Here is a 23,552-nt window from a genome sequence, read left to right as displayed (position 1 = left end):
GCATCGTTCCGGAGGGTCGAGGCCGACCATCGGGACAGGACGCGGCGTCCGGCTCAGGCCGGCTGCCGGACCCGGCCCGGCGGGTACAGGACGATCAGCATCAGGGCGAACTTGGCCAGCAGCGTGGTCTTGCCGGCCAGCCCCTCGAAGGTGTTGACCAGGATCACGAAGCTGAGGATCGGCAGCCAGACCCCGCGCCGGCAGGCGCGCGCGATCTCCGCGAGGTAGAGGCCCACCGCCACCACGAGGAGCGTGGTCATCAGGATCCCGTGGTAGAGCACGTCCGAGAGGATCGAGTTCTCGATGCCCCATTCCAGGCCGTAGATCCGCCGCAGGGTGGTGACCTGGGCGAGATCGGGACCCAGCAGCAGGTCCCGGAACGGGATCGCGTCGAACACCGCTAGCATGTCGACCCGGGCCTTCGCGCTGCCCCCATCGGAGACGAAGCGGCTCAGCAGGGTGTCGAAGAAGCCGATGGCGGCCAGCAACGCCAGGGCGACCGGCACCAGCGTCAGCGCGAAGCAGGCGCAGGCCGCGCCGATCAGCGGGACCCGGCCGCCGCGCAGGAGGCCGGCGAGGGCGAACATCCCGACGCCGCCGCCGAGGACGAGGGTGGTCACGGTGGCGGAGCGGCCGCCGAAGGTGACCAGCGCCACGAGCTGCAGGGCGATCATCCCGGCGCGCAGGGCCGGACCGAGCCGGCCGCCGCCCGTGGCCAGGGCCAGGATGTAGCAGGCGGTGAGGGTCGCGTTGCCGAGCGGGTGGCCCTGGAGCGCCGCCGAGCGGGTATCGGTCTCAAAGGCCATGCCGTCCATGCGGAACGGGAAGAGGCGCTGTCCGCTGGCGAACTCGAACAGGCCGAGGGCCGCGTTGGCCAGCAGGACCAGATGGAAGACGGTCTCCAGCCGGGCCAGGGTCGCGGCGTCCCGGTTTAAGAGCAGGATCGGCACGAGTCCGGCCAAGACGAAGGTGTCGATCGCGCCGGCGAGCCCGGTCCCGCCCCGGGCCGCGATCAGGGCGAGGAGGAGCACACCGCAGACGGTCACCAGCACGCTGGCGGGCCGGCGGTTCAGGGCCTGCGCCACCGGGATCACCGGGTTGCCGGCGCGCAGCAGCGTCCACCCGGCCAGGGCGACCGCCAGGTAGGTTGACGGATGGATCTTGGAGGCGGCCGAGCCGCTGAGCCCGTCGTAATTGAGCCCCAGCGCCCAGAGTAGGCCCCCGGAAACCCCGACCAGGATCACCGCCCAGGCGACGAAGACGAGGGACTCCGCCCGCGCGACCACGCCTGCCGGACCGGCCCGTGTTGGTGCGCCGCCGCGCGCCGCGCTGGCCGATTGGCGGGCGGTGCTCACGCCCGGCGCCGGTCCAGGAGCAGGGAACCCGAGATCGGCCGGCCCAGCGCCTCGGAGGTGTCGACGAGGTCGATCAGGTCGCGCTGGCGCGTCGCGCCGTTGCAGGCGACCACCAGGACCCTGTCGGCCGCGGTCGCCAGGGGGCCGAGCCGCAGATTCTCGCTGAGCACGCCGCCGTCCACGATCACCAGTTCGAACCGGGCCTTCACCCCGGCGACGAACCGCTCGATGTTCTCCGGCGTGAGCGCGTCGCGCGCCGGCTTGCGGGTATCGCCGAGGCCGATCCGGCGCGCGCCGGTCTTCGGGTCGGTCTCGGTCACGGCGTTGAGGCTCTGCTCGCCGCGGAGCACGTCGAGGAGGCCGCCCGCGCCCGATCCGTCGGCGCGCAGGTCCGCATCCACCAGCAGGACCCGGTCGCCGCGCCCCACCGCCACCGCGGCGAGCAGCCCGATCACCGCCCGGCGCTGCACCTCGTCCGCCTCGCCCGAGGTCACGAGCAGCACCAGGGAGCGCCCGCGGCTGCCCGCGGTCGCGGCGAGCTGGTCCAGGGTGACGCCCGCCGCCGCCGCGTTGGCGCCCCGGGGCCGCAGGCCCGGCAGCACCGCCACCACCGGTGCGTTCGAGAGCCGTTCGAGCTGGCGCGGCGACAGCACCGTCGGCGCGAGGTATTCCCGGATCAGCGCGAGGCCGGCGCCGAGGCCCAGGCCGCCGAACAGGGCGGCCACGACCAGGATCAGCCGCGGCGGCCAGCTCGGATCCTCCGGCGGCCGGGCCGCCGTGATGATCCGCGCGTTCGAGCTGTCGATGCTGGTCTGTTCCTTGATCTCCCGGGCACGGACCAGGAAGCTGTTGTAGACCGAGCGCGCCGCCTCGACCTCGCGCTCCAGCTCGCGGAGCTGCACCGTCGACTGGGCGGTCACCGCCGCCTGCCGCTGGAGCCGTTCCAGCTCGGTGGCGAGTGTCCGCTCGTTGGCCTGGGCGCGCTGATATTCGGTCTCGGCGGCGCCCGCGATCCGGTTCAGCTCGGCGTCGATCAGCCGGCGGACATCCTGCATCTGGGTGCGCACGGCGGCGATGAACGGGTGGCGCTCGCCGAGATTCGTGCGCAGGTCCGCCTCCCGGGCGGCGAGCTCGGCATACTGGCCGCGCAGGCGGTCGATGGCGGCGGACTGGACCGCCTCCGGCATCGCGCCGGACCCGACCGCATGGCCGCGGGCGTCCCGGATCCCCTGGAGCCGCGCCTTCGCCTCGGCGGCCCGGGCGCGGGCTGCCACCAGCCGGGTGTTCAGGTCCGTGAGTTGCTGCTCGTTCACCAGCCGGCCGCTGGCGGTGATCAGGCCGTTGCGGGCCTTATAGTCCTCGAGCCTCTTGTCGGCGACGTTCACCGCATCGCGCAATTCGTCGAGCCGGCCCCGCAGATCGCCCGCGCCGCGCCGCGCGGCCGCGGCCCGCGCCTCGGTCTGGTCGGTGAGGTAGGCGTTGGCGATGGCGTTGACGATGCGCGCCGAGAGGTCGGGGTCCACCGTGGTGACGACCACATCGATCACGAACACCTTGTCGGCGCGCTTCACCGCGAGCCTGCGACGGAGCTGGTCGAGGGCGCGGCCCTGCGCGTCGACCGGCCGCTGCGGCTTCGGCCCGGTCACCAGAACCCGCAGGCTCGCTACGGCGCGACCGAGCCAGCTGTCCCGGGGCACGCCGAAGCCGGGTTCGGTCTCGAGGCCGGTCTGGGCCACGGCGCGTGCCAGGACCGCGTCGGACTCGATCACCTTCACCTGGCTCTCGACCTGCGCGATGCCGCCGTCCGGCGACAGCGCACCCGGGTTGACGTCGTTGGAGACGACCTGCCGGTCGCGGGGATCGATCAGGATCTGGGCGGTCGCCGTGTAGAGGGAGGGCGTGGTCGCGGCGTAGGCGAGGGCCAGCGCCGCGAGCAGCAGGGCGGTCCCGAACACGAGCCGCTTGCGCCGCCACAGGATGCGCCACAGGTCGCCGAACTCGGCCGTCGTCTCCGGCCGTCCCGGCCAGGGCCGCTCGGGAAGCGCGGGCTGCACCGGTGCCAGCCAGGTCGCGACGGCCAGATTAGGGTCGATCCGTGTCACGATCGGTCACCGTCGTCTCAATCCAGTCCAAACCCGTGCGGGCCGCATCCCTGATTGCAAGCGTCGTGCAGGCCGGCGGTACGCTCCAGACATTGAGATTGTCCCATCGAGATGTATCGATTACTGGAGTTCTGGTAAACACCGGGCGCAACTCCGAATAAGCGCCGCCGCGTTATCATTCCCGTTACGATTGGGAGTCTGACCTGAAGTCGGTTCGCCGATCAAAGGATCAAGGTGCCGTACGGAGCGCGCCAGTCAATGCACGTGCGGGTTCGTCTCGACGGCGCCAGGCCACTCGGCTGGCATGTGAAGCTGCTCCGGCGGATCGGCGAGATCCCCGGGATCGGTGTGCTCAGCGTCGACGACGCGCCGGGACCCGGGACGTGGCCGCACACGGCGGACCTGCTGTTCCGCCTCGAGGCGCTGGTCCACGGCCTCCGCCGGGTGGGTTCGGAGCCGATCCCGGGCGCAGAACTCGATCCTTGGCGGCGGGCCGCCCCGGCCCCCGATCTGGTCCTCGACCTGTGCGGCGACGTCCCGGCCGGGCCCGGGATATGGCGGCTCGTCTACGACGACCGGCCCGGTGAAGACGCCTTGCTGGCGGCCCTCGTGGCGGATGCGGTGCCGCATCTCGCTCTGGTCGAGGACGGGGCGACCCGCGCCGCCGGGCGCCTCGGGGCCGACCGGCCCGGGATCGTGCTGGCGAGCTTCGAGGACGCGCTGGCCCGGACGGTGACGCTGATCGCCGCGGCCCTGCGCAACCGGATCGCGGGACGGACCGGTGCGGGCGCCACCGGCCCCGGATCGGTCGGCCATCGGGGGGGCCTGACGGTGCCGCGACTCGGCTCACGCGCCGGACGCATGCTCGCCGGTGCCCTCGTCCACCGGCTGTACCGCCTGTGCTATCACGCGCCGCATTGGCGCTGCGGCTGGCGCGCCCTCTCCGGGCCGGACCTGATCGAACTGAAGCGCCATCCCGGGACGGGCTGGACCGTGCTGCCGGATGACGGCCGGCGCTTCTATGCCGATCCCTTCCCGATCGCGGTGGCCGGGGCCACGCACCTCTTCGTCGAGGATTTCCCGCACGCGACTGGCAAGGCGATCATCTCGGCGGTCCGCTTCGGCCCGAACGGTCCGGACGGGGCCCCGGTGCCGGTCCTCGAAGAGGCGCATCACCTCTCCTATCCCTTCGTCTTCGAGCGGCAGGGCTGCGTCTGGATGGTGCCGGAGAGCTCCGCCGCCGGGACGGTCGACCTGTACCGCGCCACGCGCTTCCCCGGCGGCTGGGTCAAGGAGGCCACGCTCCTCTCCGGCGTCGTGGCGAGCGACGCGACCCTGGTCGAGCACGCCGGTCGCTGGTGGATCTTCGCCGCCGTTCGCGATGCCGAAATCGACGCCCCCGCCGGGTCGGGCTCCTTCCACGACGCGCTCCATCTCTGGTCCGCGCCGGATTTCCGCGGGCCCTACACGCCGCATCCGGCCAATCCCGTGCTGGTGGATCCCGCCCTGGCGCGCCCGGCCGGGCGGATCGTCGCCCGCGGCGGACACCTGATCCGCCCGATCCAGGATTGCGCCGACGGTTACGGCCGCGCCCTCACGCTGGCGCGGATCGACCGCCTGGATTCGGACGGGTTCGCCCAGACCGTGATCGGCCGGATCGCGCCCGGCCCGGCCTGGCCGGGCAATCGGTTGCACACGCTGAACGCGGGCGGCGGCATCGAATGCATCGACGGATCCGGGCGCGCGTCACGTGCCCGGGCGATCGCGGGCGCCTGACGCTGCGGCCACGCCATTTTCCCGCGCGGACAGCCCTGGCGGGAACGCCTCCGGACAGCTACATATCGTCGGCGGGGCTGCAGAGTTCGTCAGGAGCACTATCCCCGGGGCCTTATCGACTCCCTCGGGAGCTGTCCCTGGCCTCGTCCCTGGACTTGGCCAACACGGCGCCCACCTACGCTGTAGGTTTCCCGGGATCGATCCTCCAACGGCTCACGTGGCTCCGCACTCGACCCTTCCTGAGACCCGGACGCAAACCGCGGATGCGGCGCGCAAGACCGAACTCCGGCGCGCGGCCCTGGCGGCGCGCGACGCCCTCGATCCGGCCGCCCGACAGACCGCCTCGGCGCTGATCGCGCGCACGCTCCTCGCCCTGCCCGAACTGGCCGACGCCCGGCTCGTCGGGGCGTTCTGGCCGATCCGCACCGAGGTCGATCCGCGCCCCGCCGCCGAGGCCCTGCTCGCCCGCGGCCAGGGTGTGGCGCTCCCGCAGGTCACGCCGGACGGCCTCGTCTTCCGGGACTGGCGCGCCGGGGACGCGCTGGTCGCCGGCCGCTTCGGCCTGAGCGAGCCGGACCCCGCGCGGCCGCCCGTAGAGCCCGACGCGCTGATCGTGCCGCTGGCCGCCTTCGATCGGACCGGCCAGCGGATCGGCTACGGCCGCGGCTATTACGACGGCGCGATCACGCGCCTGTCCCGCACCCGCCCGCTCTTCACCGTCGGCATCGGCTTCGCCGTCCAGGAGGTGGAGCGCGTGCCCGCCGAGCCGCACGACCGGCCCCTCCACTGCGTAATCACCGAAGCGGGCCTGGTCCGCTTCGACGGGACGTTCTGACCGATGCGGCTGCTCTTCCTCGGCGACGTCGTCGGCCGCTCAGGCCGTCTTGCGGTCTGCGAGCACCTGCCCCGGCTGCGGGAGCGGTGGCGGCTCGACTGCGTGGTGGTCAACGGCGAGAACGCGGCCGGCGGCTTCGGCATCTCCGAGGCGATCTGCGACGAACTGATCCAGGCCGGCGCCGACGCGGTGACGCTCGGCAACCACAGCTTCGACCAGCGGGAGGCGCTGGTGTTCATCGCCCGCCAGCCCCGGCTGGTGCGCCCGGCCAATTACCCGCCCGGCACCCCCGGCCGCGGCGCCACGGTGGTGGAGACCCAAGGGGGCGCCCGCGTCCTCGTGGTCAACATCATGGGCCGCGTCTTCCTCGACCCGTTGGACGACCCCTTCACCGCCGTGGAGCGCGAGATCACGGCCTGCCCCCTCGGGGCGGCGGCCGACGCCGTGGTGGTCGACGTGCACGCGGAGGCGACCAGCGAGAAGCAGGCCTTCGGCCACTATCTCGACGGCCGGGCGAGCCTCGTCGTCGGGACGCACACCCACACCCCCACCGCCGATCACCGGATCCTGCCCGGCGGCACCGCCTACATGTCGGATGCCGGGATGTGCGGCGATTACGATTCGGTCATCGGCATGCAGAAGGACGAGCCGATCCGCCGGATGATCCAGAAGACGCCCGGCTCCCGCTGGGAGGTCGCCACCGGCGACGGCACGCTCAGCGGCATCGCCGTGGAAACCGATGCGCGGGGGCTCGCCACCCGGGTCGCGGCGCTCCGCCTGGGCCCGCATCTCGAAGAGAGCCGGCCGCACTTCTGGGATTAGTACGCGTCAGCGGGATGGAGACGTGTTCGGCGCGGGAGAGTGCCGCCCGCACGACTTGATCGCGTGCGAGCGTGCCTCCACAGTGACTTCGACGGACGCCGCCGGCGGCCGCATCCCTGAGATCAGGCTAGAGCGACTGATGGCCGCCCGCGAGACCGGCGAAATCAACGGGGAACCGCTGGCCCGGCCCGGGATCTATCTCGGGCGGATGGTTGTCTTTCTGATCCTCGTCGGCTTCCTGGCCTTCATTCTGTTCAAGCAGATCACGCCGGCCTTCCTGGCCAATCCGGGGCTCAACGGCCTCATCCTGGGCGTGCTGCTCATCGCCATCCTGATCGCCTTCGGGCAGGTCGTCCGGCTGTTCCGGGAGGTCGCCGCCGTCAACGCCGCGGCGCGGGGCACCCAGGCGAGGCGTCCGCCCGCCCTGCTGGCCCCGATGGCGCCGATGATCGCGGCCCGGGTCGCCGGGACGACGCTGCCGGGCACGTCCGGCTATCTCGACACCATCGCGGCCCGCCTCGACGAGGGGCGCGAGATCCTGCGCTACATCGCCGGGATCCTGATCCTGCTCGGCCTGCTCGGCACCTTCTGGGGCCTGATCGACACGCTCTCGGCGGTGGGCGGCGTGATCAAGGGCATGCGCGGCGGCGGCGATGCCGGGGTGATGTTCGACGAGCTGAAATCGGGCCTGGCGGTGCCGCTGTCGGGGATCGGCCTCGCCTTCTCGGCCTCGCTGTTCGGCCTCGCCTCCTCGCTGATCACCGGGTTCCTGGAGCTCCAGGCGGGCCAGGCCCATGCCCGCTTCCACAACGAATTGCAGGATTGGCTGATGTCCGGCGAGGCCGTGGCCGGCGCGGCCGCGCCGGTCCGGTCGGCGGCCGGCACGCAGGACCTGAAGGAGGCGATCGAGCGGCTGACGGCGCTGGTGGCCGAGGGCGGGGGCAGCCGCGCCGCGACGCTCGCCATGACCAACCTCGCCGAGGGCATCCAGGGCCTCGTGCAGCACATGCGCGCCGAGCAGCAGATGATCCGCGACTGGGTCGAGGCGCAGGCGAGCCGGGAGCGCGAGCTGAAGCAGGTGCTCGACCGGCTCGGCCGGGAGCGGGTCTGATGGCGTCCACGGCGGCGCGGTCCCGGCGCACCCTCAACGTCTGGCCGGGCTACGTCGACGCGCTGGCGACGCTGCTGCTGGCGGTGGTGTTCCTGCTCACGGTGTTCGTGGTCGGGCAGTTCTTCCTGTCGCAGGAGCTGACCGGCCGGGACGAGACCCTGGCCAAGCTCAACCGGCAGATCTCCGACCTCACCGACCTCCTCGCCCTGGAGCGTTCGAGCCGCCGCACCCAGGAGGACGAGGTCCGCAACCTGCGCACGACGCTGGCGGGCGTCGAGGCCGAGCGCGATCAGGCGAAGTCACAGGCCGAGGCCGCCACCGTCAGCCAGGGCGCGGCGGGCGCCCTCGACAAGCAGCTCGACGCCGAGCGCGGCGCGACCAAGCGGGCCCTGTCCCAGATCGATCTGCTGAACGAGCAGATCAGCGCCATGCGCCGCCAGCTCGCCGCCCTCGAAGATGCGCTCGCGGCCTCCGAGAGCCGGGACCGGGAATCCCAGGTCCGCATCGCCGAACTCGGCAGCCGGCTGAACGTCGCGCTGGCGCAGAAGGTCCAAGAGCTGGCCCGCTACCGCTCGGACTTCTTCGGACGGCTGCGCCAGATCCTCGGCAACCGGCCGGACATCCGGGTGGTCGGAGACCGCTTCGTGCTGCAATCGGAGGTGCTGTTCCCGGCGGGCTCGGCGACCCTCAAGCCCGAGGCGGGTCCCGAGATCGACCGGATCGCCGGGGCGATCTCGGACCTCGCCCGGCAGATCCCGGCGGACCTGCCCTGGGTGCTGCGGGTCGACGGTCACACCGATGCCCGGCCGATCAGCACGCCGCAATTCCCGTCGAACTGGGCGCTCTCGGCGGCCCGCGCCATCGCGGTGGTGCAGTACCTCGCCGGCAAGGGGATCGCCCCGCAGCACCTCCTGGCCGGGGCCTTCGGCGAGTTCCAGCCGCTCGATCCCGGCACCACCGAAGACGCCTATGCCCGGAACCGCCGCATTGAGATGAAGCTCACCGAGCGGTAGCGGTAGCGGCCGCGTCCCGGTCCGCCTGAGCGCCCCGCTCAGCCCGCCAGCGCGTCCTTGTAGGCGAAGATCCCAGGCGTGCCGCCGGTCATCAGGAACAGCACCGCCGATCCCGCCGGGTACAGCCCGCCCCGGACATCGTGCAGCAGACCCGCGAAGGCCTTGCCGCTGTAGACCGGATCAAGGAGCTTGCCCTCGGTCCGCGCCAGCAGCCGGACGGCCTCCAGCATCCCGGCGGTGGGGATCCCGTAGCCGGGGCCGCGATGGCGCCCGTCGAGATCGATCTCCTGCGCCGTGACGCGCCGCGCCGCTCCGATCAGCGCCAGCGTGGCGTTGGCCTTCTCCAGCACCTCCGCCCGGGCGCGCCCTTCCTCGGCGAGCACCGCGTAGGATTTCGCCAGGCGCGGATCGATATCCATCGCGGCGAGCCCCGACACGAGACCCGCATGGGTGCCGGCGCTGCCGTTGGCGGTGACGATCTGCGCGAAGCTCAGGCCGAGATCCTCCGCCTGCGCCAGGATCTCGGCGGCGCAATTGGCGTAGCCGAGGCAGCCGGTCGGGCTCGAGCCGCCGGAGGGAAAGGTGTAGACGGCGCGGCCTTCGGCCCGAAGCTCCGTCGCCCGCGCCTCGGCGGCCGCCAGGGAATCGGCCTCGCCCGGCAATTCGTGAACGGTGGCGCCGAACACGTCGTCGAGCAGGCGATTGCCGTTGCCGGTGTAGTCCAGATCCTGGCGCGGCACGCTGCGGGTGAGGAACAGCTCGCAGGCGAGTCCCGCCCGCGCCGTGGCGGCCGCCGTCAGCCGCGCGTGGTTCGACTGGATGGCGCCCACCGTGATCGCCGTGTCAGCGCCCGCGGCCTTGGCGGCGCCGAGCAGGTATTCGAGCTTGCGCAGCTTGTTGCCGCCGAGCCCGATCCCCGCCACGTCGTCGCGCTTCACGAAGATCCGGACGCCGTTGAGGGTATCCCCGAGATGGGCCGCCAGCCCGTCCAGGGGCTCGATCGGCGTCGGGAGCGCCAGCAGCGGCAGGCGCGGGAAGCGGGCGAGGTCGAGCGTCGGCATGACGGCCTGTCTATACCGGGACGCGATCCCTGTCCCGGGGTCGCGGACTCATTCGGCCGCCGGCAGCCGCTCCCCGCGGGTGCGGGGCTCCTTGCCCCGGGCGGTCTCGTCGAGGGCGTCGGTGAATTGCAGGTTGGCGAGCTGCGCGTAGAGCGCACCTTGGGCCAGCAGGCTCTCGTGGGTCCCGGTCTCGACGATGCGCCCGTCGTCGAGGACGAGGATCCGGTCCGCGGCGCGGATCGTGGCGAGCCGGTGGGCGATGACGAGGGTGGTGCGCCCGCGCATCAGGGTGTCCAGGGCGGCCTGGACGGCCCGCTCGGATTCCGCGTCGAGCGCCGAGGTCGCCTCGTCGAGGAGCAGGATCGGCGCGTCCTTGAGGATCGCCCGGGCGATGGCGATGCGCTGCCGCTGGCCGCCCGACAGGGTCACGCCGCGCTCGCCGACCTGGGTGGCGTAGCCCTGCGGCAGGGCCGTGATGAAGCCGTGCGCGTTGGCGAGTTCGGCCGCGTGCCGGATCTCCGCCTCGCCGGCCTCCGGGCGGCCGTAGCGGATGTTCTCCGTGACGGTGCCGGAAAACACCACCGGGTCCTGCGGCACCAGGGCGATGCGGGCGCGCAGCGCCTCGGGATCGACCTGCGCGATGTCGGCGCCGTCGACCAGGATCCGGCCCCCCTGCGGGTCGTAGAAGCGCAGGAGCAGCTGCAGCACCGTCGACTTGCCGGCTCCGGACGGTCCCACGATGGCGATCCGCTCGCCGGGGGCCGCCGCGAAGGTCAGGCCGTCCAAAGCGGTGTGGCCGGGACGCGTCGGATAGGCGAAGCGCACGGCCTCGAAGGTCACGGCCCCGCGTGCGGGCTCGGGCAGCGGCAGCGCGGGGACCGGCGCGCGGATCGCGGGTTCCGTGGCCAGGATCTCGGTGAGGCGCTCGGCCGCCCCGGCCGACATGGCGAGGTCGCCGTAGACCTCGGAGAGCTGGCCCAGGGCCCCGGCGCCGAACACCGCGTAGAGGACGAACTGCGAGAGTTCGCCCCCGGTCATGGTGTGGGCGAGGACGCCCTGCGCGCCGTACCACATCACCCCCACCACCGAGGCGGAGATCAGGAAGATCGCCACGCCGGTGAGCAGCGCCCGCGCCTGGATCGAGGCGCGGGCGGCCCCGTAGGCCTCCTCGGAGGCGGTGGCGAACCGGGCCGCCGTGGTGCCCGACCGTCCGAAGGCCTGCATGGTCCGCACCGCCCCGACCGCCTCGGCGGCGTAGGCCGAGGCCTCGGCGAGCCGATCCTGGGCGGCCCGGGAGCGCCGGCGCACGCCCCGGCCCGACAGGATCAGCGGGAAGACGATCACCGGAATGGCGGCGAGCACCATCACGGACAGGCGCGGGCTCGTGATCACCATCATGGCGGTGGCGCCGACGAACAGGAACAGGTTGCGCAGCAGGATCGACACCGAGACCCCGAAGGCGGACTTGATCTGCGTCGCGTCGGCGGTGAGCCGCGAGACGATCTCGCCCGATTGCGCCCGGTCGAAGAAGGCGGGATCGAGGATCGTGAGCCGGGCGAAGACGGCGCTGCGCAGATCCGCCACCACACGCTCGCCCAGCGTCACCACCGTGTAGACCCGCGCGGCGCTCGACAGGGCGAAGGCCGCCACGACGCCGAGCAGCGCCAGGAAATAGGCGTCGATGACGCCCGAGCCGTCCGCCGTGAAGCCGTGGTCGATCACCCGGCGCATGGCCACGGGCACGACCAGCGTCGAGGCCGACGCGCAGACCAGGGCAACGAGACCTGCGACGATCCGGCCGCGGTAGCGCAGCGCGAACGGGACCAGCGGCCTGAGCGCGCTCAGCGGGGCTTTGGGACGGCTCTCGGCGGCCGCCTTGGTCTTACGGGCCATCACGCCTCTTGTGTCCGATCTCCGGTCCGCGGCGCTTGTGACCGGGGAGAGCCTGCGGTATACGCCGCCGCTCATCCGATTGCGTGTGTTCAATGGCCGCGGGCCGCCACCACGGTCGGCTTGGACGTGCCGTTGCCACGAACCTACGGTTCGGTGCAACCGGTGACATCTTCCGCATTCCGGGCCGGGCGGCGCCTCCTGCGCTTCCCGCCGGCGTGCCAGATCAGGGACCACAGGTCATGGCGAAGGACGCGGCCGCAAAGGCCAAGGGGACTGAGCATCCCGACTACCACTTCATCAAGGTCGTGATGACGGACGGGACCGAGTACAGGACCCGTTCGACCTACGGCAAGGAGGGCGACACCCTCAACCTCGACATCGATCCGCTCACCCACCCGGCCTGGACCGGCGGTGAGCAGAAGATGCTCGATCGCGGCGGCCGTGTCTCGCGCTTCAACTCGCGGTTCGGCAACCTCGGCAAGCGCTGATCCCGGATCCGCCGCCCCTCGGGCGCGGCGTTTTCAAAGCGGGCGGTCACCGAAAGCGGCCGCCCGTTCTTTTGCGTATCCCGGCGCCGGTTCAGCCCTCGCGCATGCGGAACGCCATCCGCAGCAGGCCATGCTGCTGGGCCACCGGGCTCTCCACGGGGGCCGGGGTCGGGCGATCCTCCGTGATCAGCACGTCGAGGTGGAGGATGCGGCTGTGCAGGCGGCGTGCCCGCACGATCAGGTGCTGAAGGCGCATCGGCAGGAGATTGAAATCCTGGGGCCTCGGCGGCTCGCTGCTGCCGAGCTTGACCCGGTGCTTCTCCTGGAGGGCCTCGGCCGGCGTCATCTCGCCCTCGGCGACCGCGCGCTGCACCAGAAGCCAGGACGCGATCTGCATGAGCAGCGTGGTGAGCCGCATGCTCTCGGCGGCGTAGCTCAGCGTCGCGTCGCGCGAGACCAGGCGCGATTCGTCCCGCCCCTCGCCATCGAGATAGGCCGCCGTCTCCTCAACCAGCTTCATCCCCTCGCGGAAGAGGGCCTTGAACGCTTCCGAGTTGACATAGGACTTGCCGAAATCGACCCAGTCCTGATCGTCCCGGAACGTGACATCGAAGCCGTTCATCCTGCCTCTCCTGTGCCGTCCGACGGCCCTGTCCGTCCGGATGTGGGACGCCTGGTCCCGTGCTGTCCGACGACGCTGCAATCCTAGCGCCGATCGACGGTGGCATCAGGGTTCATCCTTTCTTAACCTTAACGGATTGCCGAACCGTCAGATATGTTCTTCTTGATCGCATACCAGCGCTCAGAACGCCGCGCGTAGGCCGCCGAATACACTCCGGCCACTGCCCGGATAGAATGCCGCCAGTCCGCTCACGCCCCCGGCGGTCCTGGCATTGGCCACGACCGCGATGTCCGAAACATAGCGCGCGTCCGTGAGATTGCGCGCATCGACGAACAGGGCGACGCCGTTGGCGAAGTCGATCCCGGCCTCGACGCCGAAGAGCGCGTAGCCCGGCACCCGCAGGGTGTTGGCATGATCCGCGAAGGCGCCCTGGGGCACCCAGTCGACGGCCGGCGCGATGTGCAGGCCGCTCGGGTGGCGATAGGTCAGGACGGTGCGCAGCACGTCCGTGGGGATGCCGGCGATCCGGTCGTTGCCGAAGACCGGGTCGCGGACGAACCGGAAGTCGTTGTGGGTCCAGATCTGCGTCAGGCTCATGCCGTCGCCCGCTCCGACGAGGTCGCGGGCGAGGTCGAGGGTCACGGCCGCCTCGACGCCCTGGTGGATCGAGCGCGGCGTGTTGAAGGTCGCGGCCGGGATGTTGAGGCCGGGATTGGTCGAGAAGTTGATCAGCTCGTCGCGCAGGTCAGATCGATAGAGCGTCACGTCGAAGGCGAGGCGGTCGATCCGGCCGCGGGCGCCGGCCTCGTAGGTCCAGGCCCGCTGCGCCCGCAGGGGCACGAAGGTGGTGTTCAACAGGTTCTGCTGAACGAGGTCGCCGAAGTCCGGCACGTCCCTGGACCGGGTCACGTCGCCGAACAGCTGCACTTCGGGGAGCGGCTGCCAGAGCAGGCCGATCTTCGGGTTGATGCCCGCATAGGTCGCGTCGGCGAAACGCGGGGTCACGTCCCCGGGTAGGCCACCCTTGTCGCTGTAGGTGCGGTTCGACGAGAATGCCTTGGCGCCGGTCATCAGCGCCACGTCCGGCAGGAACCAGAACCGGTTCTCCCCGTAGGCCTCGTAGCTCGAGGCGCTCTGAAGCGAATTCAGCGTCTGCGTGCCCCGCTGGCCGCGGATGTTGACGAATTGCAGCGCCGAGTTCTGGCCGGCGAGGGCGCGCAGGCCCAGCACCACGTCATCGCGAAAACCGCCGAGATCGAAGGTCCCGGCCCAGTGCGGGTTGATCCCGTAGGTCCAGCCGTCCTGGTCGATCGCCTGGAAGATCGGGTGGTACAGGCTCTTGTGGATCGCCCAGCTGTCCACGTCGAGCTTGCCGACGTCGAGGAGGAACGAGGTGCGGTTGGCGATCCGCTCGGTCTCGACCTTGCGCGACTGGTTGCCGGTGATCGCGGTGGGATTGGCCAGGGTCGGGGTGGTGAGGCTCTGGCCCAGCGTCAGGCTGCCCGGCAGCTTCTGGTCGGTGAGGTAGGTGCCGAGATAGAAGCGGGTCTCGATGTCGGGGGCGATCCGGTAGCCGATATTGGCGTTGAAGTTCTTCGTCGCCTGCGCCTCGTGGGCGCGGAAGCCTTCGAAATTCGTCAGCGTCGCGTTGACCAGCACGTCGAGCGGCCCGTCGATGCGGGACATCTGCGCCTGCTCGCGGATCGTGCCGAAGCTGCCGCCGTCGATCCGCAGGATGTTGGGGGCAAGCGCCGTGTAGGCGGTGGGCGTGACGAAGTTGATCGCGCCGCCGAGCGTCGTCGCCCCGAAGGTGAGGGCGTTCCCGCCCTTGTAGACCTCCACCGCGCGCAGGGCGAGCGGGTCGATCTGGTAGAAGTCGCCGCTGCCATCCGCGAGGTTGAACGGGATGCCGTCCTGCAGCAGCTCGATGCCGCGCAGGTGATAGCCTCGGGCGATCCCGGAGCCGCGCACGGACAGGCGCAACTCCTGGCCGTAGCGTTCCTGCACGTAGACGCCGGGCACGTCCTTGAGCACGTCCCGGATGGTGTTGGCGTAGCGGTCCTGAAGGGTCGCGGCGTCCACGAAGGCGACGGATCCCACGGTCTGGTAGAGCGCCGCGCGCTGGCGATCGACGCTCGGGACGGAGAGCGAGCCGCGTGATTCCCCCGGGAGCGGCCCGGTGGGCGTGGCGCTGCCGACGACGCTGAGTTCGGGGAGGGCGACGGCGGGGTCCTGGGCCCGGGCCGCCAATGGCGTGGCGCAGGCGAGGAGCGACAGGGCGGCGCGGCGGCCGGCCCGGATGAGGCTGGGCATGGAATCGTGTCCGTGTCTGAGGATCGGGCAGGGGCGATCGGATCAGACGACGGGGGGAGGGGCTCGGGCGCGGGGACCCGCCGCGGGGGGCGCCCGTGGCAGCGCGCTGCGCGGCGGCCGCGACCGGATGAGCGCCACCGGGTAGAGGGCCGGCACCGCTTCGGCCGGCGCCGGGGCGGGAAGGGCGGCCGGGCTCGCCATGTGGCACGCGACGCAACAGGCCATCGGCCCAGGGGCCGGGATCTGCGGATGGTCCGGCCCCGACCCGTCGATCGTGCCGCCGGATAGGCACAGGACGTGTTCCGGCCCCGCCGCGGCGGCCATCGCGAGGCCGCCGAGGACGTTCTGGAGCGCGAGCGCATACAGGACGAGGATCGCCACGAGGCGGCGCCCGGTCGGACTCAGCCGGGATCGCCGCTCCGGGGCTCCGGTCCGGGTGCCGTAGGATCGGGCGCACGCCATGGGGCGCTCGGGACTGTCGATACGCGGTGCGTTGCTCCGGCCGGACCGCTAGTGCTGATGCTGGTGCTGGCCGCCGGGCGTGGACGCACCGATCGGCGCCACCGAGAAGGTCACCGGAACGGTGCCGGCCCGCTGGAAGGTCAGTGTCCCGGACACGGTCTCCCCGGCCTTGGGCGCGCCGGTGAGACCCTCGAACATCAGGTGATAGCCGCCGGGCTTCAGCTCCACGGTCTCGCCGGGCTTGATGGTCAGGCCCTCGGAGACCGGCGCCATCTTCATGACGCCCCCCTCCATCGCCATGGAATGGATGTCGCCCGTCTTGGCGAAGGGCACAGCGGCCCCCGTCAGCGTGTCCGGGGTGCTGCCGGTGTTGGTGATGCGGACATAGCCGCCCGCCACCTTGGCGCCGTTCGGGGTGGCGCGCAGCCACGGTGTCTCGATGCTGAGGTCGCCAGCCTTTACCGGGGTAGCGGTCGCGGTTGCCGCCGCGGCGGTCGTCTGGGCCGCGGCCGGTACGATGCGGAAGGCGGGCGCCGCCGCCTTCAGGTCATGGGCGTCCTGGCCGGCCTTCGGGATCTCGGACCAGGAATAGCCGCCCTCCGTGCAATCCTGCTGGACCGGGACGTAGACGGTCGCGCCGGGTTCGAACGTGTCGGCCACCTGCGCGAGGAAGGTGAATTCGTCGACCGCGTCGTCCGGCAGCGAGCCGCCGCTCCAGGTGATCGCCGTCACGCCCTCGGAGGCGGTGCCGTGGTGGGTGGTGTAGGTCCGGGCGTAGGCGCCGCGGGTCGTCGCCACCGTCCAGCCGGGCTTCGGCATCGGCTTGGCGCCGATCAGCCCCTCCGGGATCGTGACGCTCACCCGGGTGGTCGGCTTGCCGGAGCAGCCGTGCATGATCTGGACGACGCCGCGATAGGACGAGCCGGGGCTCGCCTGCTTGCGCTCCAGCACCGCGTGGGCCTGTGCCGCGGAGGCGACGAGGCCGAGGCCGAGGCCGAGCACGGCCGAAACGAGACTTTTCATGGGAATGCATCCGTCCTGAGGGATCCGTTGGCAAACGATCGCTCAGGCCGTCGGCGGTCCCCTGGGTGACGTGCCGCCCCCGGGCGGGGGGCGGGCGCCGGGTTCGGCGGGTTGTCCGAAGCCGGCGCAGGCGTGCGCCGGCGCGATCCACGCGACCGCCGAGGGGGCCTCCCGGGGCGGAAGCGCGGTGCCGGCGACCTGAGCCGCCGTGCAGCAATCGCCGTGACCGTGCGGGACCGCCTTGCCGAAATCCGACCCATCCGCGGAATGCTGCGCGCAGATCCCGTCGGCCGCCGCCGGCATCGGCATCAGGCCGCCGAGGAAGGCCTGAAGGACGAAGGCATAGAGCGCCAGCACGGCGATCACGGCACGCAGCGGCCGGGCCTGAGGACCCCCGCGACGATTCCCCGTGGTCGGACCCGGTCCCATGCTGCTCCCGCACCCCGTGCGCTTCCAACGCCTATGGCAGTCCTGCCACACCCGGAGGGTCGTGGCTGTTGCCGGCGGGCCGCAGCCGAACGCGGCGTGCGCTGGCGCACCGCGATGCCACAATCCGGCCCCTTCGATAGGGAGTCTTAAGCGTCAACCCGACAGCGTGGCGGCCGAGACGATCCCTCCCGCCACGATCCGAACAGACTCCGGACCAGAGCCAGCGACCGATGCGCATGACGGCACAAAACCGGTTCACCACCCTCCTGAGCGTGGCCGCCCTGAGCGCCCTGGGCCTCGGCGCCGCGGAGGCCCGTGACCAGGGCAATTACGCACAGGCCGAATGGGCGCAGGACTACGCGTCGCCCGCCGGCATGCAGGTGCAGCGCGAGACGGTGCCGATCCTCTCGCCCCAGACCGTGGCGGCGACCGAGCAGATGGTCGAGCGCTACAAGGACATCGTCACCCGTGGCGGCTGGCGCCCGGTCTCCGGCGCCGAGCACCTGCGCATCGGCTCCCGCGGCCCGGCCGTGGCCGCCGTGCGCCAGCGCCTGATCGTCACCGGCGACCTCGATGCCGCCGCCGGCGGCTCCGGCGTGTACGATTCCTACGTCGCCGCCGGCGTGAAGCGCTTCCAGTCCCGCCACGGCCTCAGCCAGACCGGCACGATGAGCCTCGCCACCCAGCAGGCGATGAACGTCCCCGCCGACGTGCGCCTGCGCCAGCTCGAGACCAACGTCGTGCGCCTGCGCTCCTATTCGGGCGATCTCGGCCGGCGCTTCGTAATCACCAACATCCCGGCCGCCCTGGTCGAGACGGTGGAGAACGGCCAGGTCGTGACGCTCCACGCCGCGGGCGTCGGCAAGATCGACCGGCAGTCGCCGATCATGAACACCAAGGCGACGCAGATCAACTTCAACCCGACCTGGACGGTCCCGGCTTCGATCGTGAAGAAGGACCTGATCCCGAAGATGCAGAAGGATCCGAACTACCTCACGGACAACCGGATCCGCATCCTGTCGAACGGCCAGGAGGTCTCGCCGAAATCGGTGAACTGGAACTCCGACGAGGGCACGCGCTACACCTACCGGCAGGATTCCGGCGCCGACTTCAACTCGATGGGCATCGTCCGGATCAACATCCCGAACCCCTACGGCGTGTTCATGCACGACACGAACACCAAGGGCGTGTTCGGCGACGATTTCCGCTTCATCTCGTCGGGCTGCGTGCGCGTGCAGAACGTGCGCGAGTACATCACGTGGCTCCTGAAGGACACGCCCGGCTGGGACCGCCAGAAGGTCGAGGAAGCGATCGAGAGCGGCAAGCGCGTCGACGCCAACATCGCCCAGCCGGTGCCGGTCTACTGGACCTACATCACGGCCTGGTCGACCCCGGACGGCGTGGTTCAGTTCCGCGACGACATCTACAAGCGCGACGGCGTGAACGTCCCCTCGACCATCGGCGCGCCGACCCCGGTCGCCAGCGCCGAGCCGATGCCGCAGACCTTCGAGCCCGGCGACGAGGAATAGTCCGCCGGCCGGCGCTGCCGACCCGCTTCCGAATCATCCGAGGCCCGCATCTCCCCCGAGATGCGGGCCTCGCGCGTTTGGGAACGCCGCTGTCATCGCCCGGTCAAACGGATCTGCTTGGCCGCTGGGGCCACGTCGCGGGAGCGGGTTTGCCGGCTTCCTGCCTCGGCACTGGCTTGGAATTCCGACAGGAGCCCCGATGTCGCGCGAATCGACCTCCGGAGATGGACGCCTCACCCGCCGGGAGACCGTGGCGGGCCTCGCCGGATTGGGGCTGGTGGCCGGCCGGGCAGAGGCCCAGGGGGCCGCGGAGGCCACCGGGATCGTCTATGCCGGCGCCACGGCCGGGGCCGGCCGGACTCCGCTCCCCGGCGTGCTGGTCTCGAACGGCCGCGAGATCGCGCGCACGGACGATCAGGGCCGCTATCGCCTGCCGATGCCGGGCGACGGCGCCGTCTTCGTGATCAAGCCGCCGGGCTACGCCCTCCCGCGCGACGCCGACAACGTGCCGTGCCATTCCTACATCCACCAGCCGAACGGCACGCCCGCCGAGATCGGCCTGCGCTATCCCGGGGTCGCGCCGACCGGGCCGCTGCCGGCGTCCATCGACTTCACCCTGACCCGGGTCGATGAGCCGGCGGATTTCGATGTCGTCCTGTTCACCGATCCCCAGCCCGAGAGCCGGTTCGAGCTCGACCACGTGCGGGATACGGCGGTCGCCCGCGCCATGGCGATCCCGGCGGCCTTCGGCCTGACCGCCGGCGACGTCCTGTTCGACGATCTCTCGCTCTACGGCCGGTCCAACCGCATCGTCGGGCGGATCGGGCTGCCCTGGTACAGCCTGCCGGGCAACCACGATCTCAATATGCAGGCTCCGGATGCCCGCTACAGCCGCGAAACCTGGAAGCGGGTCTACGGCGCGCCGACCTACGCGTTCCGGCACGGGCGGGCCTGGTTCGTGATGCTCGACAATGTCGAATGGCTGGGGCCGCCGGTCCCGGTCGGCGCCAACACCTACCGGGGGCATATCGGCGAGCGCAGCCTGGCCTTCCTGCGCAACCTCCTGCCGGAGATCCCGCAGGACGACCTGATCGTGCTGGCCATGCACATCCCGCTGTTCACCGATACGACGCCCGACGATCCCCACGGCATCACCATCGACCGCGCTGCCCTCCTCGATCTGCTGGCGGGGCGCCGGGTGCTGAGCCTCGCGGGCCACACCCACACGACCGAGCACCATTACCCGGCCGACGGGCACCACCATCACGTGCTGACCGCCGTCTCGGGCTCGTGGTGGAGCGGGCCCGACACGCGCACCGGCATCCCCTCGGCCGACAGCCGCGACGGGACGCCGAATGGCTTCCACGTCCTGTCGATCCGCGGCACCGACTACACGACCCGCTACGTCGCCGCGCAGGGCCAGCCCGACGAGACGATGCGCATCCTGTTCGAGAGCGAGGCGCGCGTCGGCGCCGTGGAGGTGATCCGCTCGACCCGGCCGGTCCAGGGTCTCCGGCCGCCGGTGCCGCAGGACGCGCTTCCCGACACAACCCTGGTGGTGAACGTGTTCGACGGCGGGCCGCGCACGCGCCTGACCGCCCGGATCGGCGACCGGCCGCCGCTGGCGATGGCGCGGACCCGCCGGCTCGACCCCTTCGTCACCGAACTCTTTGCGCGCTACCCAGAGACCAAGAAGAGCTGGGTGCAGGCGACGCCCTCGACCCACATCTGGACGGCACGGCTGCCCGACGACCTCGCGCCGGGTGCGCACCGCGTCACCGTCGAGGGGACCGACGAGTACGGGCGGCCGATATGCGGTTGCACGGTGCTCGAGATCGCGGGCGAGCGCGGATAGGCGGCCAATCTCGACGCCGAGCGCGTCGTTCCGGAGTCCAGCAGGGTTCCGAGCCCGCCACGCGGCCTCGGAACCCACACGAGCCCGGTCCGTTGGTCCCGATCCCAAGCCAACAGGAGCCGCGTCATGGCCAATCCCGGCCTACCCGAGCCCACGCCCGGCGATCTGCCGCCGCCCCCGCCGATCCCCGACGAGGAGCCCGATATCGGGCCGACCGGACCGCGCACACCCTATCCGGTGAACGATCCCGGCATCGGCGAGCCGGGCGGTCCGGGCTCCGAGCCCGACGTCTTCCCCGGCACACCCACCGATCCCGGCACACGCATGTGATCCGAGCGTCAGTGGCCGCCGTGCGAGGTGCGAACGTCGCGCGGCGCGTTGAGGATCTCCGAGAGGCTCGTCACCACGTGGCGGGCCTCTTCGTCGGTCAGGCGTAGCTGGAACGGCGGCAACGCGCCGGCCTGAAGAGCGACCACCGCCTGGCCCTCGTCGTCGGTGCCGATCTCGATCGCCGAGGACGTCACTTCGAGCATGGCGATGTCCTCGTCGCCCATCTCGTCTGTCATGTCCGGCTCGTCGGTGTCGTCGATCGCCGTGAGCAGCTGCCCGACGGCGCGCACCAGGGCGCGGGCGGCCCGGGCATCCATCACCACCGCCGTCGCTTGATCGTCCTTCTGGAAGGACAGCTGGATGTTCGCACCGTCCAGCGAGACCGATATGCCTGCCATGTATCGTCCAGAGCCGCGCGTCGTAACTGCTTGCACGCACTCCGTATATGCATCGCGGAGGCCCGAAAACACAGGGGGCGGCGCGCCGCGGCCGCGCCTTCGTCCCGGCCTGCGACGCAGAAGATACGCGGCCGGCGCCTTGTTGCGGCCGCAGCCAGCGATTAAATACGTCCTCGGGGGGCCTACCCACCGAGGCTGACGCTTTACACGGTTCAGCGTCTCGCGCCCCGCCACCCTGGCCAAATCCAGAAAGACCGTGGTGCATCACGCGGCCCTCGTGCCGCGCGAATGGCCCATGGACGAACGAGGTACAATACGTGAATACCGGCACTGTTAAATGGTACAATGAGACGAAGGGCTACGGTTTCATCCAGCCCGACGATGGCGGCAAGGACGTGTTCGTTCACATCTCGGCCGTCGAGCGCGCCGGAATGCGCAATCTCATCGAAGGCCAGCGGGTCTCTTACGAGATCCTGACCGACAAGCGCAGCGGCAAGGACGCCGCCAGCAACCTGCAGGCAGCCTGATCCATCCGGCTCTGCGGGTCCCGCGCCAATCCCCCGCGCGGATCGATGCCCGAGGGGCTCCCGCCCGGCGGGAGACCGGGGCGGGACCCTGATTCGGCCGCACGATGCGGCTCTCCCTTCCGAAGCTACCGTCCCGGGCGAAACCGCCCGGTCCCAGGTCGCGCCGGAGGCAAATTCCCAACACGATACCGGGCGGTACGAACGTCCGGTCCAGAAAAGACCAGAAAAGAAAAACACTTATGTTGTTCGAGTACACACGCCGCCGCGGCATCCGTTCACCGGTGACCGATGCCCCGACCTTCCGGGTCGGCAAGCTGGCCCAGGCCAGGACCGCGGACCATACCGGGATCGATGTCAGTCACCTGATCGACCGGTCCTACAACTACCATTCCTCACGGGAACTGCACTGGCATCTCGCCGACCGCCTCGGGCTCGCCCCCGCCGCGGTCATGGTGCGCGAAGCCGCTGCGGCGGCCTGACAACGGCCGGCGCCGCCGTCCTCAGCGGCCCCAGGCCGCCAGGACGGGATCGCGCAGGGCCGTCGAGGCGGCGAGGAGTTCGCCATGAACCGGGTCGGGCCGGTTGTAGGGGGTCGCTGCGCCCGTGAAGTCGCAGACGACCCCGCCGGCCTCCCGCAGGACGAGGTCCGCCGCCGCGAGGTCCCAGTCGCGGGCGTGACCGGACACCATTCCGATATCGACGGTCCCGTCCGCCACACGCGCGAGCCGCAGGGCGAGGGACGGGATCCGGGCGATCGATTCAAAGTCGGGATTCGGCCCGGCACCCCGTGCCAGGCGGTCGAGCATCGGCTTCGGGCCGGTGATGCGCGCGCCGGCGAGGCGCGCGCGGGGGTCGACCCGGATCGGTACGCCGTTCCGGGTCGCGCCGCGCCCGTGCACCGCCTCGTAATCCGCGTCGCCGACCGGCGCGTGGACGAATCCGATCACCGGCTCGCCGTCGGCCAGCAGCGCCACTGCGATCGACCAATCCGGATGGCCCGACAGGAACGCCCGGGTCCCGTCGATCGGGTCGACGATCCAGACGAGGTCGTGGCCGAGGCGGGCCGGATCGTCCGCAGTCTCCTCCGACAGCCACGCCGCCCGGGGTACGAGCGCGCTGAGGCGGACCTTCAGGAAGGCGTCCACCGCGACGTCGGCTTCGGTCACCGGCGAGCCGCCGGCCTTCGACCAGATCCGGGCGGAGGTCTGCCCGCCGGGCCGGAAGAAGGGCCGCGCGATGTCGGCGGCCTCGCGCATGACGGCGCGCAGCTCCGGCATCAGGGCGGATACCGCATCGTCGGTGAGAGGCTCGGGCATCGCGCTCCGCGTGAGATCCGTGAGGGCCGGAGAGCCCCGCCGCACCGTGCATCCGGTCGAACGGACGTCCGCGCATTCGGGCTGAGGGGGCCGGGCGCGGAAGGATCGCGCACCCGACCCTGCCGTTGTACGGCGCCGCCCGCACCGCCACAAGGATGCTGGTTGATCAATCGATAACGACCAATCCGCGCAAGGAAATGTTGAGCATTCAAGGAAGCATTGAGCATTCCGCAAATGACGGCGCCGTCCAGAATCGCTTAACGACGGCTCTTAAGCGGCGTGGAGGAGTTCG

22 protein-coding genes and 1 other RNA gene are annotated in these 23,552 nt (G+C 71.3%); 12 read left to right on the top strand and 11 right to left on the bottom strand.

Features of this window, described 5'->3' with window-relative positions:
• Window positions 1-53: 53 nt before the first annotated feature.
• Window positions 54-1,355 carry a VpsF family polysaccharide biosynthesis protein gene (locus MKK69_RS11100; protein ID WP_243967883.1) on the bottom strand — a complete coding sequence of 434 codons (1,302 nt, stop codon included), beginning with the start codon at window positions 1,353-1,355 and terminating at the stop codon, window positions 54-56.
• Entirely contained in the window at window positions 1,352-3,457 is a 2,106-nt protein-coding gene (locus MKK69_RS11095) for a GumC family protein (RefSeq protein WP_243967882.1), read from the bottom strand. The genes MKK69_RS11100 and MKK69_RS11095 overlap by 4 nt, the downstream gene beginning before the upstream one ends.
• 258 nt (window positions 3,458-3,715) lie before the next feature.
• On the opposite strand from MKK69_RS11095, the gene MKK69_RS11090 reads away from it, so the two are divergent.
• From MKK69_RS11090 to MKK69_RS11065, 6 genes are all read left to right on the top strand, one after another.
• Window positions 3,716-5,233 carry a formyl transferase gene (locus MKK69_RS11090; protein WP_243967881.1) on the top strand — a complete coding sequence of 506 codons (1,518 nt, stop codon included), beginning with the start codon at window positions 3,716-3,718 and terminating at the stop codon, window positions 5,231-5,233.
• Between the two features lie 71 nt (window positions 5,234-5,304).
• A non-coding RNA gene (gene ssrS, locus MKK69_RS11085) (6S RNA) lies at window positions 5,305-5,461 on the top strand.
• The gene (locus MKK69_RS11080; protein ID WP_243967880.1) at window positions 5,451-6,068 is read left to right on the top strand and encodes a 5-formyltetrahydrofolate cyclo-ligase; all 618 of its coding nucleotides are present in this window, start codon (window positions 5,451-5,453) and stop codon (window positions 6,066-6,068) included. Before ssrS ends, MKK69_RS11080 begins: the two co-directional genes overlap by 11 nt.
• A gap of 3 nt (window positions 6,069-6,071) precedes the next feature.
• Window positions 6,072-6,890 (top strand): TIGR00282 family metallophosphoesterase, encoded by an 819-nt coding sequence (locus tag MKK69_RS11075; protein ID WP_243967878.1) that lies wholly within the window; start codon window positions 6,072-6,074, stop codon window positions 6,888-6,890.
• Window positions 6,891-7,029: 139 nt separating this feature from the next.
• On the top strand, window positions 7,030-8,001 hold the full coding sequence (locus tag MKK69_RS11070) for a MotA/TolQ/ExbB proton channel family protein (RefSeq protein WP_243967876.1): 972 nt from the start codon (window positions 7,030-7,032) through the stop codon (window positions 7,999-8,001).
• A complete protein-coding gene (locus tag MKK69_RS11065; protein WP_243967874.1) occupies window positions 8,001-9,014 on the top strand; it encodes a peptidoglycan -binding protein in 1,014 nt (337 codons plus the stop codon). Before MKK69_RS11070 ends, MKK69_RS11065 begins: the two co-directional genes overlap by 1 nt.
• A 38-nt stretch (window positions 9,015-9,052) precedes the next feature.
• Here MKK69_RS11065 and MKK69_RS11060 read toward each other — a convergent pair whose 3' ends face one another.
• Both MKK69_RS11060 and MKK69_RS11055 read right to left on the bottom strand, forming a co-directional pair.
• The gene (locus MKK69_RS11060; RefSeq protein ID WP_243967872.1) at window positions 9,053-10,075 is read right to left on the bottom strand and encodes a D-cysteine desulfhydrase family protein; all 1,023 of its coding nucleotides are present in this window, start codon (window positions 10,073-10,075) and stop codon (window positions 9,053-9,055) included.
• 48 nt (window positions 10,076-10,123) lie between these two features.
• Window positions 10,124-11,968 carry an ABC transporter transmembrane domain-containing protein gene (locus MKK69_RS11055; protein ID WP_243967870.1) on the bottom strand — a complete coding sequence of 615 codons (1,845 nt, stop codon included), beginning with the start codon at window positions 11,966-11,968 and terminating at the stop codon, window positions 10,124-10,126.
• Window positions 11,969-12,207: 239 nt separating this feature from the next.
• Between MKK69_RS11055 and rpmE the strand changes: the two genes are divergently transcribed.
• Complete coding sequence (rpmE, locus tag MKK69_RS11050) at window positions 12,208-12,456, top strand: 50S ribosomal protein L31 (RefSeq protein WP_010682778.1); 249 nt, start codon at window positions 12,208-12,210, stop codon at window positions 12,454-12,456.
• Window positions 12,457-12,547: 91 nt separating this feature from the next.
• Here the strand turns inward: rpmE and MKK69_RS11045 are convergent, their stop codons facing one another.
• From MKK69_RS11045 to MKK69_RS11025, 5 genes are all read right to left on the bottom strand, one after another.
• The gene (locus tag MKK69_RS11045; RefSeq protein ID WP_243967869.1) at window positions 12,548-13,078 is read right to left on the bottom strand and encodes a DUF1465 family protein; all 531 of its coding nucleotides are present in this window, start codon (window positions 13,076-13,078) and stop codon (window positions 12,548-12,550) included.
• Between the two features lie 180 nt (window positions 13,079-13,258).
• Window positions 13,259-15,391 (bottom strand): TonB-dependent receptor family protein, encoded by a 2,133-nt coding sequence (locus tag MKK69_RS11040; protein WP_243967868.1) that lies wholly within the window; start codon window positions 15,389-15,391, stop codon window positions 13,259-13,261.
• Window positions 15,392-15,433: 42 nt separating this feature from the next.
• Entirely contained in the window at window positions 15,434-15,853 is a 420-nt protein-coding gene (locus MKK69_RS11035) for a hypothetical protein (protein ID WP_243967867.1), read from the bottom strand.
• A gap of 48 nt (window positions 15,854-15,901) precedes the next feature.
• On the bottom strand, window positions 15,902-16,876 hold the full coding sequence (locus MKK69_RS11030) for a DUF1775 domain-containing protein (protein ID WP_243967866.1): 975 nt from the start codon (window positions 16,874-16,876) through the stop codon (window positions 15,902-15,904).
• A gap of 42 nt (window positions 16,877-16,918) precedes the next feature.
• Entirely contained in the window at window positions 16,919-17,305 is a 387-nt protein-coding gene (locus tag MKK69_RS11025) for a hypothetical protein (RefSeq protein WP_243967865.1), read from the bottom strand.
• 230 nt (window positions 17,306-17,535) lie between these two features.
• Here MKK69_RS11025 and MKK69_RS11020 point away from each other — a divergent pair, with 230 nt between their 5' ends.
• The 3 genes from MKK69_RS11020 to MKK69_RS11010 all read left to right on the top strand — a co-directional run bounded on the left by MKK69_RS11020 (window position 17,536) and on the right by MKK69_RS11010 (window position 21,019).
• On the top strand, window positions 17,536-18,834 hold the full coding sequence (locus tag MKK69_RS11020) for a murein L,D-transpeptidase (RefSeq protein WP_243967864.1): 1,299 nt from the start codon (window positions 17,536-17,538) through the stop codon (window positions 18,832-18,834).
• Window positions 18,835-19,033: 199 nt separating this feature from the next.
• Window positions 19,034-20,689: a calcineurin-like phosphoesterase C-terminal domain-containing protein gene (locus tag MKK69_RS11015; protein ID WP_243967862.1), complete on the top strand. Its 1,656-nt coding sequence runs from the start codon at window positions 19,034-19,036 to the stop codon at window positions 20,687-20,689.
• A gap of 126 nt (window positions 20,690-20,815) precedes the next feature.
• Complete coding sequence (locus MKK69_RS11010; protein WP_243967860.1) at window positions 20,816-21,019, top strand: hypothetical protein; 204 nt, start codon at window positions 20,816-20,818, stop codon at window positions 21,017-21,019.
• A gap of 8 nt (window positions 21,020-21,027) precedes the next feature.
• Here the strand turns inward: MKK69_RS11010 and MKK69_RS11005 are convergent, their stop codons facing one another.
• Window positions 21,028-21,417, bottom strand: a complete 390-nt coding sequence (locus MKK69_RS11005) for a hypothetical protein (RefSeq protein ID WP_243967858.1) — start codon at window positions 21,415-21,417, stop codon at window positions 21,028-21,030.
• A gap of 317 nt (window positions 21,418-21,734) precedes the next feature.
• Here MKK69_RS11005 and MKK69_RS11000 point away from each other — a divergent pair, with 317 nt between their 5' ends.
• Window positions 21,735-21,944 (top strand): cold-shock protein, encoded by a 210-nt coding sequence (locus MKK69_RS11000; protein ID WP_243967857.1) that lies wholly within the window; start codon window positions 21,735-21,737, stop codon window positions 21,942-21,944.
• A gap of 239 nt (window positions 21,945-22,183) precedes the next feature.
• A complete protein-coding gene (locus MKK69_RS10995) occupies window positions 22,184-22,423 on the top strand; it encodes an AsnC family transcriptional regulator (protein ID WP_243967856.1) in 240 nt (79 codons plus the stop codon).
• 21 nt (window positions 22,424-22,444) lie between these two features.
• Here MKK69_RS10995 and MKK69_RS10990 read toward each other — a convergent pair whose 3' ends face one another.
• The gene (locus MKK69_RS10990) at window positions 22,445-23,260 is read right to left on the bottom strand and encodes an inositol monophosphatase family protein (protein ID WP_243967855.1); all 816 of its coding nucleotides are present in this window, start codon (window positions 23,258-23,260) and stop codon (window positions 22,445-22,447) included.
• Between the last annotated feature and the right edge of the window lie 292 nt (window positions 23,261-23,552).

Source organism: Methylobacterium sp. J-026, from assembly GCF_022829585.1.
GTDB lineage: Bacteria > Pseudomonadota > Alphaproteobacteria > Rhizobiales > Beijerinckiaceae > Methylobacterium.
Note: the sequence above shows the minus strand (reverse complement) of the source record. Positions and strands in the feature narration are given on the sequence as shown.